Genomic DNA, 16,112 nt, shown 5'->3' on the forward strand with positions numbered 1-16,112 from the left:
GATATGTACGATAATATTTTTAAAGAAATTCAAAAAAAGGCATATTTTGCCAAACATAAAAAAGTTTTAATAGCTGTATCGGGTGGAGTAGATTCTATGAATCTGCTACACTTTTTGTATATATACCGTGATAAATTAGAAATTGAGATTGGAATTGCTCATATCAATCATAAACAGCGACAAGAGTCAGAAATGGAAGAAGCCTATCTTTGTGAATGGGCTGAAAAACATCAGATTCCGATTTATGTCGATTATTTTTCTGGTATTTTTTCGGAAAAAGCTGCGCGTGATTTTCGTTATCAATTTTTTAAAAAAATTATGGTAGAAAAAAACTACACTGCTGTGGTGACCGCACATCATGCAGATGACCAAGCTGAAACGATTTTTATGCGTTTTTTGCGTGGCAGTCGTCTCCGTCATTTATCAGGAATGCAGGGTGTCAGCTCGTTTTGTACAGGAGAATTAATCCGTCCTTTTTTGACAATCTCTAAAAAAAATTTACCAGAAATTTTTCATTTTGAAGATGATTCTAACCAGTCATTGGATTATCTGCGAAATCGTATTAGAAATCAATATCTGCCAAGTTTGGAAAAGGAAAATCCCAAATTTAGGCAAGCTTTGCAACATCTTGGACAGGAAAGTCAACAACTCTTTCAAGCTATTCAAGATTTAACAGCAGAAATTGATGTAACAGATTGTTCGCAATTTTTAGCACAAACAACAGCTGTACAAGCTGTCCTTTTTCAAAATTATCTTGAAGAATTTCCTGATTTGCAAGTGTCACACGGTCAATTTGATGAAATGCTGCGGTTGTTACGAAGTAAGGCAAATGTAGTTTATCAAATCAAGGGAAATTATTGGTTAAAGAAAGATTACCAAAGCTTTCAGGTCACAAAAATCAGACCTAAGACCGATAGGGAATCAGCAGAAAAAATGCTAGAATATGACAGTATAGTCAAATATGGTCAATATCAATTTCAATTTAAAAACAAGGATGAGGATGGCATTCCTGTTTATAGTTCTCACCCCATTCTTTTAAGACAAAGACAAGCGGGTGATTCCATTGATTTTGGAACTTTTTCAAAAAAATTGCGTAGGCTTTTTATTGACGAAAAAATTCCGATTCAAGAACGAGCAGATGCTATTATCGGTGAACAAGATAAAAAAATTATTTTTGTCTTGGTTGGCGGTAAAACTTATTTGAGAAAATCCTCTAAACATGATATAATGGGGGGCAAATTGTATATTGAAAAAATTAGAAATAGGTGATGTCATGCTTGAACAAGATATTGAAAAAGTTTTGTACTCAGAAGAGGAGATTATTGCCAAAACCAAAGAATTAGGCGAACAACTAACGAAAGATTATGAAGGCAAAAATCCTCTTTTAATCGGTGTTTTGAAAGGTTCTGTACCATTCATGGCAGAATTAATCAAACACATCGATACACATGTTGAATTAGACTTTATGGTCGTTTCTAGTTATGGTAATCAAACAACTAGTAGCGGTGAAGTTAAAATTTTAAAAGACGTTGACACTAATATTGAAGGTCGTGATGTCGTCTTTATCGAAGATATCATTGATACTGGACGTACTCTTAAATATCTTCGTGATATGTTTAAATACCGTAAAGCAAATTCAGTAAAAATTGCAACTCTTTTTGATAAACCAGAAGGTCGTGTTGTCGAAATCGAAGCAGATTATGTCTGTTACGATGTTCCAAACGAATTTATTGTAGGGTTTGGTCTTGATTATGCTGAGCGTTACCGTAATTTACCATATGTTGGTGTACTAAAGGAAGAAATCTATTCAAAATAATAGAAGGTCGATAATTACTATATGAAAAACAACAAAAATAATGGCTTTGTTCGAAATTCCTTTATTTACATTCTTTTGATTATTGCAGGGATTACAGCCTTTCAATATTATCTAAGAGGGACAAGTACACAAAGTCAACAAATTAATTACTCAACTTTAATTAAACAAATTAAAGCGGGTGATATTAAATCAATCACTTACCAACCAAGTGGAAGTATTATTGAAGTCAGTGGTGAATATACAAAAGCTCAAACGACTGAAACAAGTTCAAGCCTTCCGTTCTTGGAGGGAAGTACCACTTCTACTGTAACAGAATTCACTTCAATTGTTTTACCAAGTGACTCTTCTATTGAAGCCATTACAAGTGCAGCAGAAGATGCCGATGTTGAAGTTACTGTCAAACAAGAAAGTTCAAGCGGAACTTGGATTTCTTACATTATTACTTACATTCCTTTCATTGTCTTGATTGTCTTTTTCTTTGTGATGATGAATCAAGGAGGAAATGGCGCTCGTGGAGCGATGAGTTTTGGTAAAAATCGTGCCAAATCTCAAAGTAAGGGTAATGTAAAAGTTCGTTTCTCTGATGTCGCTGGTGCTGAAGAAGAAAAACAAGAACTTGTTGAAGTTGTTGATTTCTTGAAAAATCCGAAAAAATACAAAGCCCTTGGTGCTCGTATTCCTGCTGGTGTCCTTTTAGAAGGCCCTCCGGGAACAGGTAAGACACTCCTTGCTAAAGCTGTCGCTGGTGAAGCTGGTGTTCCATTCTTCTCAATCTCAGGTTCTGATTTCGTTGAAATGTTTGTTGGTGTCGGTGCAAGCCGTGTAAGATCGCTTTTTGAAGATGCTAAAAAGGCTGAACGTGCCATTATTTTCATCGATGAAATTGACGCCGTTGGACGCCGTCGTGGCGCTGGTATGGGTGGTGGAAATGATGAACGTGAACAAACGCTCAACCAACTCCTTATTGAAATGGACGGTTTTGAAGGCAATGAAAGTATCATTGTTATTGCAGCAACAAACCGTAGCGACGTCCTAGACCCAGCCCTTCTTCGCCCAGGACGCTTTGACCGTAAGATTCTTGTAGGTAGCCCAGACGTAAAAGGACGTGAGGCTATTCTCCGAGTTCATGCTAAAAATAAACCATTAGCAGAAGATGTTAATCTAAAAGTTGTTGCTCAACAAACACCAGGATTTGTAGGTGCTGACTTGGAAAATGTTCTTAACGAAGCAGCCCTAGTGGCCGCTCGTCGGAATAAGAAAAAAATCGATGCTTCAGATATTGACGAAGCAGAAGATAGAGTTATTGCAGGCCCTTCTAAGAAAGACCGTACGATTTCTCAAAAAGAACGAGAAATGGTTGCATATCACGAAGCAGGACATACAATCGTTGGTTTAGTACTTTCAAGTGCACGTGTTGTCCATAAAGTTACTATTGTGCCACGTGGTCGTGCTGGTGGGTATATGATTGCCCTTCCTAAAGAAGATCAAATGTTACATTCAAAAGATAATTTGAAAGAACAATTAGCTGGTTTGATGGGTGGTCGTGTTGCTGAAGAAATTATCTTTAATGCTCAAACAACAGGTGCTTCAAATGACTTTGAACAAGCCACACAATTAGCTCGTGCTATGGTGACTGAGTACGGTATGAGTGATAAACTTGGTCCTGTTCAATATGAAGGAAATCACGCAATAATGACAGGCCAATTGTCACCTGAAAAGACCTATTCTGCACAAACTGCACAAATGATTGATGATGAAGTTCGCACACTTCTTAACGAAGCACGTGATAAAGCTGCGGATATTATCAATAATAATCGTGAAACACATAAACTTATTGCAGAAGCGCTTCTAAAATATGAAACACTTGATGCTGCTCAGATTAAATCAATCTATGAAACAGGAAAAATGCCTGAAGAACTAGAAAACGATAGTGAAGAAGCACACGCTCTATCATATGATGAAGTCAAAGAAAAGATGGATGACTCTGATGATTCTAAAGAATAGTATAAATTCTTAATATCAATGATTACCAAAGAGAGAGCCTATATGTCAAGCCCCAAATAAAATGGACAGTAAAAAAGGTTAGTGTTTTAGAAGGTATGCTTCCCTAAATTCTAAGGGAGTCATACCTTTTAATTTTTTTGTGGTCTGTGGTAATTATACCAGTCAGTGTATTCCCTGATTTGACGGACGAGGGTTTCCCTGTCCTCAGGCGGAAATAGTCTTAAGGACTCACTCTTCAAGTGGGAAAAGAAATTCTCACATGCTGCATTATCATAACAATTTCCCTTGCCAGAATGAAGGATACAGACTTTGGTTGAATCCCAGGAATCATGAAAGACCAGGTCAATGTTGTCAAAAACTAACTTGTTATCATTGAAATCTGATAGCGTATAGGCTAAAATGGAAGTGTCATAACAATCTTTAATGACACTCAGGAACATTCTCCCTTGTTTGTGGTAAACGTAGCTGACATCTGTTGTCAGTTTTTGGAGAGGACGTTCTGCTTTAAGGTTTCGGGCAAGCACGTTGTAGTGGACGTGTCTTGCCTTTTCATTTATCTCTCGTTGCGTGCAGGTGCAGTATTGATACTACGTCTTCCGAATAGGGGACTGGTGACCAAGAATACGCATATAGCGCAAGACAGTTTTAGGGTTAGGGGAAAGTTGATACTGTCTTCCCGGTTGATAAAAAATGAAGCGACAGCCCTTTTGAGTGTCATGGAAGATAGCTGTAATCTTTGGGGCTAAGTTCGCATCAAATCGCTTATAGACCGGTCTCCCCTTGCTCAACCAAAAGCAATAAGAAAAACTAGGGAAGCCGAAATAGACATACAAAGAGGAGACGGAGTAACGATCTTTCAACCGCTCCACTATTTGATAGAGGTGGACTCTTCTCACGGATTGAAGAGAGTCCTTAAGGTCTTTAAAATCGCATTCTCCATTCGTAGATAAGTATTCTGTTCCTCTAGATTCTTTGTTTTGGGACGACCAGTGGACTTCCTACCTTGTAAATCTTGGGTGGGTAAAGTAGGTTCTTCTCGGTATTTTCTTGTCCAAGTTAGAGTCTGGTTGTCTGATTTTAACCCATATTTTTTGACAATAGAAGGCCTCTCTCCGCTCTTTGCGCTTGGGTAGTCTAATTTGAACTCGGGTGGATATTTTGTGAACTTGCTTCCTTTTCAATATAAGCTCTCTTTTTTTGTAGAAAGACAAAAAACTTGAAGAGCCCCAATCGCCCTTTTTACGCCTCCCCTACACCTTTTCCACAATCTCCTTAGTCATATTCTCTACTACATCCCGTGAGGGGGACAAGCCACACTTAAAAAAGTTGATAGAAGTAGTTGACAGTTTATCTTAAGTTTAGTATACTAGTTGAGCTGTCGTAAGAGAGCAGGAGTCAGGCTTACAGAAAATCTAAAAAAGAAGTTGACAAAGTAAGTTTGAGATGATACACTAATATAGCTGTTGTCCGAGATGTTCAGCAGTAATCAGATTGAAACAGATTTGAAGAAAACTTTAAAAAAGTAGTTGACAAGCTGTTTTAGATTTGATAGAATATAGAAGTTGTCTCACGAGAGACAAAGACCTTTGAGAACTGAACAAGACGAACCAAACGTGCGGGTTGAGAAATCGACCTGTTAAGAAATAAATCTGTCAGTGACAGAATGAGAACAAGATTAAATGAGAGTTTGATCCTGGCTCAGGACGAACGCTGGCGGCGTGCCTAATACATGCAAGTAGAACGCTGACTACTTTAGCTTGCTAGAGTAGAAGGAGTTGCGAACGGGTGAGTAACGCGTAGGTAACCTGCCTACTAGCGGGGGATAACTATTGGAAACGATAGCTAATACCGCATAACAGTGTTTAACACATGTTAGATGCTTGAAAGATGCAATTGCATCACTAGTAGATGGACCTGCGTTGTATTAGCTAGTTGGTGGGGTAACGGCCCACCAAGGCGACGATACATAGCCGACCTGAGAGGGTGATCGGCCACACTGGGACTGAGACACGGCCCAGACTCCTACGGGAGGCAGCAGTAGGGAATCTTCGGCAATGGGGGCAACCCTGACCGAGCAACGCCGCGTGAGTGAAGAAGGTTTTCGGATCGTAAAGCTCTGTTGTAAGAGAAGAACGTGTGTGAGAGTGGAAAGTTCACACAGTGACGGTAACTTACCAGAAAGGGACGGCTAACTACGTGCCAGCAGCCGCGGTAATACGTAGGTCCCGAGCGTTGTCCGGATTTATTGGGCGTAAAGCGAGCGCAGGCGGTTTAATAAGTCTGAAGTTAAAGGCAGTGGCTTAACCATTGTTCGCTTTGGAAACTGTTAAACTTGAGTGCAGAAGGGGAGAGTGGAATTCCATGTGTAGCGGTGAAATGCGTAGATATATGGAGGAACACCGGTGGCGAAAGCGGCTCTCTGGTCTGTAACTGACGCTGAGGCTCGAAAGCGTGGGGAGCAAACAGGATTAGATACCCTGGTAGTCCACGCCGTAAACGATGAGTGCTAGGTGTTAGGCCCTTTCCGGGGCTTAGTGCCGCAGCTAACGCATTAAGCACTCCGCCTGGGGAGTACGACCGCAAGGTTGAAACTCAAAGGAATTGACGGGGGCCCGCACAAGCGGTGGAGCATGTGGTTTAATTCGAAGCAACGCGAAGAACCTTACCAGGTCTTGACATCCCGATGCTATTTCTAGAGATAGAAAGTTTCTTCGGAACATCGGTGACAGGTGGTGCATGGTTGTCGTCAGCTCGTGTCGTGAGATGTTGGGTTAAGTCCCGCAACGAGCGCAACCCCTATTGTTAGTTGCCATCATTTAGTTGGGCACTCTAGCGAGACTGCCGGTAATAAACCGGAGGAAGGTGGGGATGACGTCAAATCATCATGCCCCTTATGACCTGGGCTACACACGTGCTACAATGGTTGGTACAACGAGTCGCAAGTCGGTGACGGCAAGCAAATCTCTTAAAGCCAATCTCAGTTCGGATTGTAGGCTGCAACTCGCCTACATGAAGTCGGAATCGCTAGTAATCGCGGATCAGCACGCCGCGGTGAATACGTTCCCGGGCCTTGTACACACCGCCCGTCACACCACGAGAGTTTGTAACACCCGAAGTCGGTGAGGTAACCATTTAGGAGCCAGCCGCCTAAGGTGGGATAGATGATTGGGGTGAAGTCGTAACAAGGTAGCCGTATCGGAAGGTGCGGCTGGATCACCTCCTTTCTAAGGAAAAACGGAAGCACGTTTGGTAGTCTTGTTTAGTTTTGAGAGGTCTTGTGGGGCCTTAGCTCAGCTGGGAGAGCGCCTGCTTTGCACGCAGGAGGTCAGCGGTTCGATCCCGCTAGGCTCCATTGAATCGAAAGATTCAAAGTGATTGTCCATTGAAAATTGAATATCTATATCAAATTCCACAATTAGAAATAATTGTAGAAAGTAACAAGAAATAAACCGAAACGCTGTGATTTAATGAGTTTAAGGTCAATAGACCAAAATAAGGTTAAGTTAATAAGGGTGCACGGTGGATGCCTTGGCACTAGAAGCCGATGAAGGACGTGACTAACGACGAAATGCTTTGGGGAGTTGTAAGTAAACATTGATCCAGAGATGTCCGAATGGGGGAACCCGGCATGTGAAGCATGTCACTCATTACTGTTAAGGTAATGAAGAGGAAGACGCAGTGAACTGAAACATCTAAGTAGCTGCAGGAAGAGAAAGCAAACGCGATTGCCTTAGTAGCGGCGAGCGAAACGGCAAGAGGGCAAACCGATGTGTTTACACATCGGGGTTGTAGGACTGCGTTGTGGGACGCAAGATTATAGAAGAATTACCTGGGAAGGTAAGCCAAAGAGAGTAATAGCCTCGTAATCGAAATAATCTTAAACCCTAGCAGTATCCTGAGTACGGCGAGACACGAGAAATCTCGTCGGAATCCGGGAGGACCATCTCCCAACCCTAAATACTCTCTAGTGACCGATAGTGAACCAGTACCGTGAGGGAAAGGTGAAAAGCACCCCGGGAGGGGAGTGAAATAGAACCTGAAACCGTGTGCCTACAACAAGTTCGAGCCCGTTAATGGGTGAGAGCGTGCCTTTTGTAGAATGAACCGGCGAGTTACGATATGATGCGAGGTTAAGTTGAAGAGACGGAGCCGTAGGGAAACCGAGTCTTAATAGGGCGCTTTAGTATCATGTCGTAGACCCGAAACCATGTGACCTACCCATGAGCAGGGTGAAGGTGAGGTAAAACTCACTGGAGGCCCGAACCAGGGCACGTTGAAAAGTGCTTGGATGACTTGTGGGTAGCGGAGAAATTCCAAACGAACTTGGAGATAGCTGGTTCTCTCCGAAATAGCTTTAGGGCTAGCGTCGATGTTAAGTCTCTTGGAGGTAGAGCACTGTTTGATTGAGGGGTCCATCCCGGATTACCAATATCAGATAAACTCCGAATGCCAATGAGATATAATCGGCAGTCAGACTGCGAGTGCTAAGATCCGTAGTCGAAAGGGAAACAGCCCAGACCACCAGCTAAGGTCCCAAAATATATGTTAAGTGGAAAAGGATGTGGGGTTGCACAGACAACTAGGATGTTAGCTTAGAAGCAGCTATTCATTCAAAGAGTGCGTAATAGCTCACTAGTCGAGTGACCCTGCGCCGAAAATGTACCGGGGCTAAAACATATTACCGAAGCTGTGGATACCTATTATAGGTATGGTAGGAGAGCGTTCTATGTGTGAAGAAGGTGTACCGTGAGGAGCGCTGGAACGCATAGAAGTGAGAATGCCGGTATGAGTAGCGAAAGACAGGTGAGAATCCTGTCCACCGTAAGACTAAGGTTTCCAGGGGAAGGCTCGTCCGCCCTGGGTTAGTCGGGACCTAAGGAGAGACCGAAAGGTGTATCCGATGGCCAACAGGTTGATATTCCTGTACTAGAGTATATAGTGAAGGAGGGACGCAGTAGGCTAACTAAAGCGTGCGATTGGAAGAGCACGTCTAAGCAGTGAGGTGTGATATGAGTCAAATGCTTGTATCTCTAACATTGAGCTGTGATGGGGAGCGAAGTTAAGTAGCGAAGTTAGTGATGTCACACTGCCAAGAAAAGCTTCTAGCGTTAATTATACTCTACCCGTACCGCAAACCGACACAGGTAGTCGAGGCGAGTAGCCTCAGGTGAGCGAGAGAACTCTCGTTAAGGAACTCGGCAAAATGGCCCCGTAACTTCGGGAGAAGGGGCGCTGGCTTTAAGTCAGCCGCAGTGAATAGGCCCAAGCAACTGTTTATCAAAAACACAGCTCTCTGCTAAATCGTAAGATGATGTATAGGGGGTGACGCCTGCCCGGTGCTGGAAGGTTAAGAGGAGCGCTTAGCGTAAGCGAAGGTGTGAATTGAAGCCCCAGTAAACGGCGGCCGTAACTATAACGGTCCTAAGGTAGCGAAATTCCTTGTCGGGTAAGTTCCGACCCGCACGAAAGGCGTAATGATTTGGGCACTGTCTCAACGAGAGACTCGGTGAAATTTTAGTACCTGTGAAGATGCAGGTTACCCGCGACAGGACGGAAAGACCCCATGGAGCTTTACTGCAGTTTGATATTGAGTATCTGTACCACATGTACAGGATAGGTAGGAGCCTATGAAATCGGGACGCTAGTTTCGGTGGAGGCGTTGTTGGGATACTACCCTTGTGTTATGGCTACTCTAACCTAGATAGGTGATCCCTATCGGAGACAGTGTCTGACGGGCAGTTTGACTGGGGCGGTCGCCTCCTAAAAGGTAACGGAGGCGCCCAAAGGTTCCCTCAGAATGGTTGGAAATCATTCGCAGAGTGTAAAGGTATAAGGGAGCTTGACTGCGAGAGCTACAACTCGAGCAGGGACGAAAGTCGGGCTTAGTGATCCGGTGGTTCCGCATGGAAGGGCCATCGCTCAACGGATAAAAGCTACCCTGGGGATAACAGGCTTATCTCCCCCAAGAGTTCACATCGACGGGGAGGTTTGGCACCTCGATGTCGGCTCGTCGCATCCTGGGGCTGTAGTCGGTCCCAAGGGTTGGGCTGTTCGCCCATTAAAGCGGCACGCGAGCTGGGTTCAGAACGTCGTGAGACAGTTCGGTCCCTATCCGTCGCGGGCGTAGGAAATTTGAGAGGATCTGCTCCTAGTACGAGAGGACCAGAGTGGACTTACCGCTGGTGTACCAGTTGTCTTGCCAAAGGCATCGCTGGGTAGCTATGTAGGGAAGGGATAAACGCTGAAAGCATCTAAGTGTGAAGCCCACCTCAAGATGAGATTTCCCATGATTTAATATCAGTAAGAGCCCTGAGAGATGATCAGGTAGATAGGTTAGGAGTGGAAGTGTGGTGACACATGTAGCGGACTAATACTAATAGCTCGAGGACTTATCCAAAGTAACTGAGAAGAATTGACAGCGTGTCGGAAACTTGTTAGAATATATAGGTATTCAATTTTGATTGGATAATCAATCAGAGTTAAGTGATGATAGCCTAGGAGATACACCTGTTCCCATGCCGAACACAGCAGTTAAGCCCTAGAACGCCTGAAGTAGTTGGGGGTTGCCCCCTGTTAGATATGGTAGTCGCTTAGCAAAAGGGAGTTTAGCTCAGCTGGGAGAGCATCTGCCTTACAAGCAGAGGGTCAGCGGTTCGATCCCGTTAACTCCCATTAAGATGGTAAATATACTAAAGGTCCCGTGGTGTAGCGGTTATCACGTCGCCCTGTCACGGCGAAGATCGCGGGTTCGATTCCCGTCGGGACCGTTAGACTCGTTAGCTCAGTTGGTAGAGCATCTGACTTTTAATCAGAGGGTCACTGGTTCGAGCCCAGTACGGGTCATATTAATATGCGGGTTTGGCGGAATTGGCAGACGCACCAGATTTAGGATCTGGCGCTTAACGGCGTGGGGGTTCAAGTCCCTTAACCCGCATTAAATAAGAAAGTAGCCGGCTTAGCTCAGTTGGTAGAGCATCTGATTTGTAATCAGAGGGTCGCGTGTTCAAGTCATGTAGCCGGCATAGAATACTCTTTATGCGAACGTAGTTCAGTGGTAGAACATCACCTTGCCAAGGTGGGGGTCGCGGGTTCGAACCCCGTCGTTCGCTTGTAGAGGCCGGGGTGGCGGAACTGGCAGACGCACAGGACTTAAAATCCTGCGAAGGGTAACCTTCGTACCGGTTCGATTCCGGTCCTCGGCAGAAAATTTAAATTTAAATAAGATGCACCCTTGGCTCAACTGGATAGAGTACCTGACTACGAATCAGGCGGTTGCAGGTTCGAATCCTGCAGGGTGCATATTTCGGGAAGTAGCTCAGCTTGGTAGAGCACTTGGTTTGGGACCAAGGGGTCGCAGGTTCGAATCCTGTCTTCCCGATGTGGATTTTATAAATTCACAAAGACCTTTGAAAACTGAACAAGACGAACCAAACGTGCGGGTTGAGAAATCGACCTGTTAAGAAATAAATCTGTCAGTGACAGAATGAGAACAAGATTAAATGAGAGTTTGATCCTGGCTCAGGACGAACGCTGGCGGCGTGCCTAATACATGCAAGTAGAACGCTGACTACTTTAGCTTGCTAGAGTAGAAGGAGTTGCGAACGGGTGAGTAACGCGTAGGTAACCTGCCTACTAGCGGGGGATAACTATTGGAAACGATAGCTAATACCGCATAACAGTGTTTAACACATGTTAGATGCTTGAAAGATGCAATTGCATCACTAGTAGATGGACCTGCGTTGTATTAGCTAGTTGGTGGGGTAACGGCCCACCAAGGCGACGATACATAGCCGACCTGAGAGGGTGATCGGCCACACTGGGACTGAGACACGGCCCAGACTCCTACGGGAGGCAGCAGTAGGGAATCTTCGGCAATGGGGGCAACCCTGACCGAGCAACGCCGCGTGAGTGAAGAAGGTTTTCGGATCGTAAAGCTCTGTTGTAAGAGAAGAACGTGTGTGAGAGTGGAAAGTTCACACAGTGACGGTAACTTACCAGAAAGGGACGGCTAACTACGTGCCAGCAGCCGCGGTAATACGTAGGTCCCGAGCGTTGTCCGGATTTATTGGGCGTAAAGCGAGCGCAGGCGGTTTAATAAGTCTGAAGTTAAAGGCAGTGGCTTAACCATTGTTCGCTTTGGAAACTGTTAAACTTGAGTGCAGAAGGGGAGAGTGGAATTCCATGTGTAGCGGTGAAATGCGTAGATATATGGAGGAACACCGGTGGCGAAAGCGGCTCTCTGGTCTGTAACTGACGCTGAGGCTCGAAAGCGTGGGGAGCAAACAGGATTAGATACCCTGGTAGTCCACGCCGTAAACGATGAGTGCTAGGTGTTAGGCCCTTTCCGGGGCTTAGTGCCGCAGCTAACGCATTAAGCACTCCGCCTGGGGAGTACGACCGCAAGGTTGAAACTCAAAGGAATTGACGGGGGCCCGCACAAGCGGTGGAGCATGTGGTTTAATTCGAAGCAACGCGAAGAACCTTACCAGGTCTTGACATCCCGATGCTATTTCTAGAGATAGAAAGTTTCTTCGGAACATCGGTGACAGGTGGTGCATGGTTGTCGTCAGCTCGTGTCGTGAGATGTTGGGTTAAGTCCCGCAACGAGCGCAACCCCTATTGTTAGTTGCCATCATTTAGTTGGGCACTCTAGCGAGACTGCCGGTAATAAACCGGAGGAAGGTGGGGATGACGTCAAATCATCATGCCCCTTATGACCTGGGCTACACACGTGCTACAATGGTTGGTACAACGAGTCGCAAGTCGGTGACGGCAAGCAAATCTCTTAAAGCCAATCTCAGTTCGGATTGTAGGCTGCAACTCGCCTACATGAAGTCGGAATCGCTAGTAATCGCGGATCAGCACGCCGCGGTGAATACGTTCCCGGGCCTTGTACACACCGCCCGTCACACCACGAGAGTTTGTAACACCCGAAGTCGGTGAGGTAACCATTTAGGAGCCAGCCGCCTAAGGTGGGATAGATGATTGGGGTGAAGTCGTAACAAGGTAGCCGTATCGGAAGGTGCGGCTGGATCACCTCCTTTCTAAGGAAAAACGGAAGCACGTTTGGTAGTCTTGTTTAGTTTTGAGAGGTCTTGTGGGGCCTTAGCTCAGCTGGGAGAGCGCCTGCTTTGCACGCAGGAGGTCAGCGGTTCGATCCCGCTAGGCTCCATTGAATCGAAAGATTCAAAGTGATTGTCCATTGAAAATTGAATATCTATATCAAATTCCACAATTAGAAATAATTGTAGAAAGTAACAAGAAATAAACCGAAACGCTGTGATTTAATGAGTTTAAGGTCAATAGACCAAAATAAGGTTAAGTTAATAAGGGTGCACGGTGGATGCCTTGGCACTAGAAGCCGATGAAGGACGTGACTAACGACGAAATGCTTTGGGGAGTTGTAAGTAAACATTGATCCAGAGATGTCCGAATGGGGGAACCCGGCATGTGAAGCATGTCACTCATTACTGTTAAGGTAATGAAGAGGAAGACGCAGTGAACTGAAACATCTAAGTAGCTGCAGGAAGAGAAAGCAAACGCGATTGCCTTAGTAGCGGCGAGCGAAACGGCAAGAGGGCAAACCGATGTGTTTACACATCGGGGTTGTAGGACTGCGTTGTGGGACGCAAGATTATAGAAGAATTACCTGGGAAGGTAAGCCAAAGAGAGTAATAGCCTCGTAATCGAAATAATCTTAAACCCTAGCAGTATCCTGAGTACGGCGAGACACGAGAAATCTCGTCGGAATCCGGGAGGACCATCTCCCAACCCTAAATACTCTCTAGTGACCGATAGTGAACCAGTACCGTGAGGGAAAGGTGAAAAGCACCCCGGGAGGGGAGTGAAATAGAACCTGAAACCGTGTGCCTACAACAAGTTCGAGCCCGTTAATGGGTGAGAGCGTGCCTTTTGTAGAATGAACCGGCGAGTTACGATATGATGCGAGGTTAAGTTGAAGAGACGGAGCCGTAGGGAAACCGAGTCTTAATAGGGCGCTTTAGTATCATGTCGTAGACCCGAAACCATGTGACCTACCCATGAGCAGGGTGAAGGTGAGGTAAAACTCACTGGAGGCCCGAACCAGGGCACGTTGAAAAGTGCTTGGATGACTTGTGGGTAGCGGAGAAATTCCAAACGAACTTGGAGATAGCTGGTTCTCTCCGAAATAGCTTTAGGGCTAGCGTCGATGTTAAGTCTCTTGGAGGTAGAGCACTGTTTGATTGAGGGGTCCATCCCGGATTACCAATATCAGATAAACTCCGAATGCCAATGAGATATAATCGGCAGTCAGACTGCGAGTGCTAAGATCCGTAGTCGAAAGGGAAACAGCCCAGACCACCAGCTAAGGTCCCAAAATATATGTTAAGTGGAAAAGGATGTGGGGTTGCACAGACAACTAGGATGTTAGCTTAGAAGCAGCTATTCATTCAAAGAGTGCGTAATAGCTCACTAGTCGAGTGACCCTGCGCCGAAAATGTACCGGGGCTAAAACATATTACCGAAGCTGTGGATACCTATTATAGGTATGGTAGGAGAGCGTTCTATGTGTGAAGAAGGTGTACCGTGAGGAGCGCTGGAACGCATAGAAGTGAGAATGCCGGTATGAGTAGCGAAAGACAGGTGAGAATCCTGTCCACCGTAAGACTAAGGTTTCCAGGGGAAGGCTCGTCCGCCCTGGGTTAGTCGGGACCTAAGGAGAGACCGAAAGGTGTATCCGATGGCCAACAGGTTGATATTCCTGTACTAGAGTATATAGTGAAGGAGGGACGCAGTAGGCTAACTAAAGCGTGCGATTGGAAGAGCACGTCTAAGCAGTGAGGTGTGATATGAGTCAAATGCTTGTATCTCTAACATTGAGCTGTGATGGGGAGCGAAGTTAAGTAGCGAAGTTAGTGATGTCACACTGCCAAGAAAAGCTTCTAGCGTTAATTATACTCTACCCGTACCGCAAACCGACACAGGTAGTCGAGGCGAGTAGCCTCAGGTGAGCGAGAGAACTCTCGTTAAGGAACTCGGCAAAATGGCCCCGTAACTTCGGGAGAAGGGGCGCTGGCTTTAAGTCAGCCGCAGTGAATAGGCCCAAGCAACTGTTTATCAAAAACACAGCTCTCTGCTAAATCGTAAGATGATGTATAGGGGGTGACGCCTGCCCGGTGCTGGAAGGTTAAGAGGAGCGCTTAGCGTAAGCGAAGGTGTGAATTGAAGCCCCAGTAAACGGCGGCCGTAACTATAACGGTCCTAAGGTAGCGAAATTCCTTGTCGGGTAAGTTCCGACCCGCACGAAAGGCGTAATGATTTGGGCACTGTCTCAACGAGAGACTCGGTGAAATTTTAGTACCTGTGAAGATGCAGGTTACCCGCGACAGGACGGAAAGACCCCATGGAGCTTTACTGCAGTTTGATATTGAGTATCTGTACCACATGTACAGGATAGGTAGGAGCCTATGAAATCGGGACGCTAGTTTCGGTGGAGGCGTTGTTGGGATACTACCCTTGTGTTATGGCTACTCTAACCTAGATAGGTGATCCCTATCGGAGACAGTGTCTGACGGGCAGTTTGACTGGGGCGGTCGCCTCCTAAAAGGTAACGGAGGCGCCCAAAGGTTCCCTCAGAATGGTTGGAAATCATTCGCAGAGTGTAAAGGTATAAGGGAGCTTGACTGCGAGAGCTACAACTCGAGCAGGGACGAAAGTCGGGCTTAGTGATCCGGTGGTTCCGCATGGAAGGGCCATCGCTCAACGGATAAAAGCTACCCTGGGGATAACAGGCTTATCTCCCCCAAGAGTTCACATCGACGGGGAGGTTTGGCACCTCGATGTCGGCTCGTCGCATCCTGGGGCTGTAGTCGGTCCCAAGGGTTGGGCTGTTCGCCCATTAAAGCGGCACGCGAGCTGGGTTCAGAACGTCGTGAGACAGTTCGGTCCCTATCCGTCGCGGGCGTAGGAAATTTGAGAGGATCTGCTCCTAGTACGAGAGGACCAGAGTGGACTTACCGCTGGTGTACCAGTTGTCTTGCCAAAGGCATCGCTGGGTAGCTATGTAGGGAAGGGATAAACGCTGAAAGCATCTAAGTGTGAAGCCCACCTCAAGATGAGATTTCCCATGATTTAATATCAGTAAGAGCCCTGAGAGATGATCAGGTAGATAGGTTAGGAGTGGAAGTGTGGTGACACATGTAGCGGACTAATACTAATAGCTCGAGGACTTATCCAAAGTAACTGAGAAGAATTGACAGCGTGTCGGAAACTTGTTAGAATATATAGGTATTCAATTTTGATTGGATAATCA

At 45.6% G+C, this 16,112-nt stretch carries 4 protein-coding genes, 11 tRNA genes and 5 rRNA genes; 19 read left to right on the top strand and 1 reads right to left on the bottom strand.

Going from position 1 to position 16,112, the window contains the following annotated elements; translation table 11 throughout:
• Window positions 1–3 precede the first annotated feature (3 nt).
• From tilS to ftsH, 3 genes are read left to right on the top strand one after another with little or no spacing between them, the layout of a single operon-like run.
• On the top strand, window positions 4–1,269 hold the full coding sequence (gene tilS / locus CCC20_RS05670; RefSeq protein ID WP_003067072.1) for a tRNA lysidine(34) synthetase TilS: 1,266 nt from the start codon (window positions 4–6) through the stop codon (window positions 1,267–1,269).
• A gap of 4 nt (window positions 1,270–1,273) precedes the next feature.
• Window positions 1,274–1,816 carry a hypoxanthine phosphoribosyltransferase gene (gene hpt, locus CCC20_RS05675; RefSeq protein WP_041974053.1) on the top strand — a complete coding sequence of 181 codons (543 nt, stop codon included), beginning with the start codon at window positions 1,274–1,276 and terminating at the stop codon, window positions 1,814–1,816.
• Between the two features lie 21 nt (window positions 1,817–1,837).
• A complete protein-coding gene (gene ftsH, locus CCC20_RS05680) occupies window positions 1,838–3,820 on the top strand; it encodes an ATP-dependent zinc metalloprotease FtsH (RefSeq protein ID WP_003067077.1) in 1,983 nt (660 codons plus the stop codon).
• A gap of 128 nt (window positions 3,821–3,948) precedes the next feature.
• On the opposite strand, the gene CCC20_RS05685 is transcribed toward ftsH, so the two are convergent.
• Window positions 3,949–4,260, bottom strand: coding sequence for an IS3 family transposase (locus CCC20_RS05685; RefSeq protein WP_238374705.1), 312 nt, complete (start codon window positions 4,258–4,260; stop codon window positions 3,949–3,951).
• Window positions 4,261–5,495: 1,235 nt separating this feature from the next.
• Between CCC20_RS05685 and CCC20_RS05690 the strand changes: the two genes are divergently transcribed.
• From CCC20_RS05690 to CCC20_RS05765, 16 genes are all read left to right on the top strand, one after another.
• Window positions 5,496–7,044: ribosomal RNA gene (locus CCC20_RS05690) — 16S ribosomal RNA — on the top strand.
• 55 nt (window positions 7,045–7,099) lie between these two features.
• Window positions 7,100–7,172 (top strand) — tRNA-Ala (locus CCC20_RS05695).
• A 144-nt stretch (window positions 7,173–7,316) separates the two neighbouring features.
• Window positions 7,317–10,217: ribosomal RNA gene (locus tag CCC20_RS05700) — 23S ribosomal RNA — on the top strand.
• 82 nt (window positions 10,218–10,299) lie between these two features.
• Window positions 10,300–10,415: ribosomal RNA gene (rrf, locus tag CCC20_RS05705) — 5S ribosomal RNA — on the top strand.
• A 4-nt stretch (window positions 10,416–10,419) separates the two neighbouring features.
• Window positions 10,420–10,492, top strand: a tRNA-Val gene (locus tag CCC20_RS05710).
• Window positions 10,493–10,514: 22 nt separating this feature from the next.
• Window positions 10,515–10,587, top strand: a tRNA-Asp gene (locus tag CCC20_RS05715).
• A 3-nt stretch (window positions 10,588–10,590) separates the two neighbouring features.
• A tRNA-Lys gene (locus CCC20_RS05720) sits at window positions 10,591–10,663 on the top strand.
• 9 nt (window positions 10,664–10,672) lie between these two features.
• Window positions 10,673–10,754 (top strand) — tRNA-Leu (locus CCC20_RS05725).
• Between the two features lie 15 nt (window positions 10,755–10,769).
• Window positions 10,770–10,842: transfer RNA gene (locus CCC20_RS05730), tRNA-Thr, on the top strand.
• A 15-nt stretch (window positions 10,843–10,857) separates the two neighbouring features.
• Window positions 10,858–10,929: transfer RNA gene (locus tag CCC20_RS05735), tRNA-Gly, on the top strand.
• Between the two features lie 7 nt (window positions 10,930–10,936).
• Window positions 10,937–11,022: transfer RNA gene (locus tag CCC20_RS05740), tRNA-Leu, on the top strand.
• A 23-nt stretch (window positions 11,023–11,045) separates the two neighbouring features.
• Window positions 11,046–11,119 (top strand) — tRNA-Arg (locus tag CCC20_RS05745).
• Window positions 11,120–11,124: 5 nt separating this feature from the next.
• Window positions 11,125–11,198: transfer RNA gene (locus CCC20_RS05750), tRNA-Pro, on the top strand.
• 117 nt (window positions 11,199–11,315) lie between these two features.
• A 16S ribosomal RNA gene (locus tag CCC20_RS05755) occupies window positions 11,316–12,864 on the top strand.
• 55 nt (window positions 12,865–12,919) lie between these two features.
• Window positions 12,920–12,992 (top strand) — tRNA-Ala (locus CCC20_RS05760).
• Window positions 12,993–13,136: 144 nt separating this feature from the next.
• A 23S ribosomal RNA gene (locus CCC20_RS05765) occupies window positions 13,137–16,037 on the top strand.
• The 16S, 23S and 5S rRNA genes sit together here with 11 tRNA genes alongside, the layout of an rRNA operon.
• Window positions 16,038–16,112: the final 75 nt, after the last annotated feature.

This window comes from Streptococcus sp. LMAG:39 (genome assembly GCF_008680485.1).
Classification (GTDB): Bacteria; Bacillota; Bacilli; order Lactobacillales; family Streptococcaceae; genus Streptococcus; species Streptococcus pasteurianus.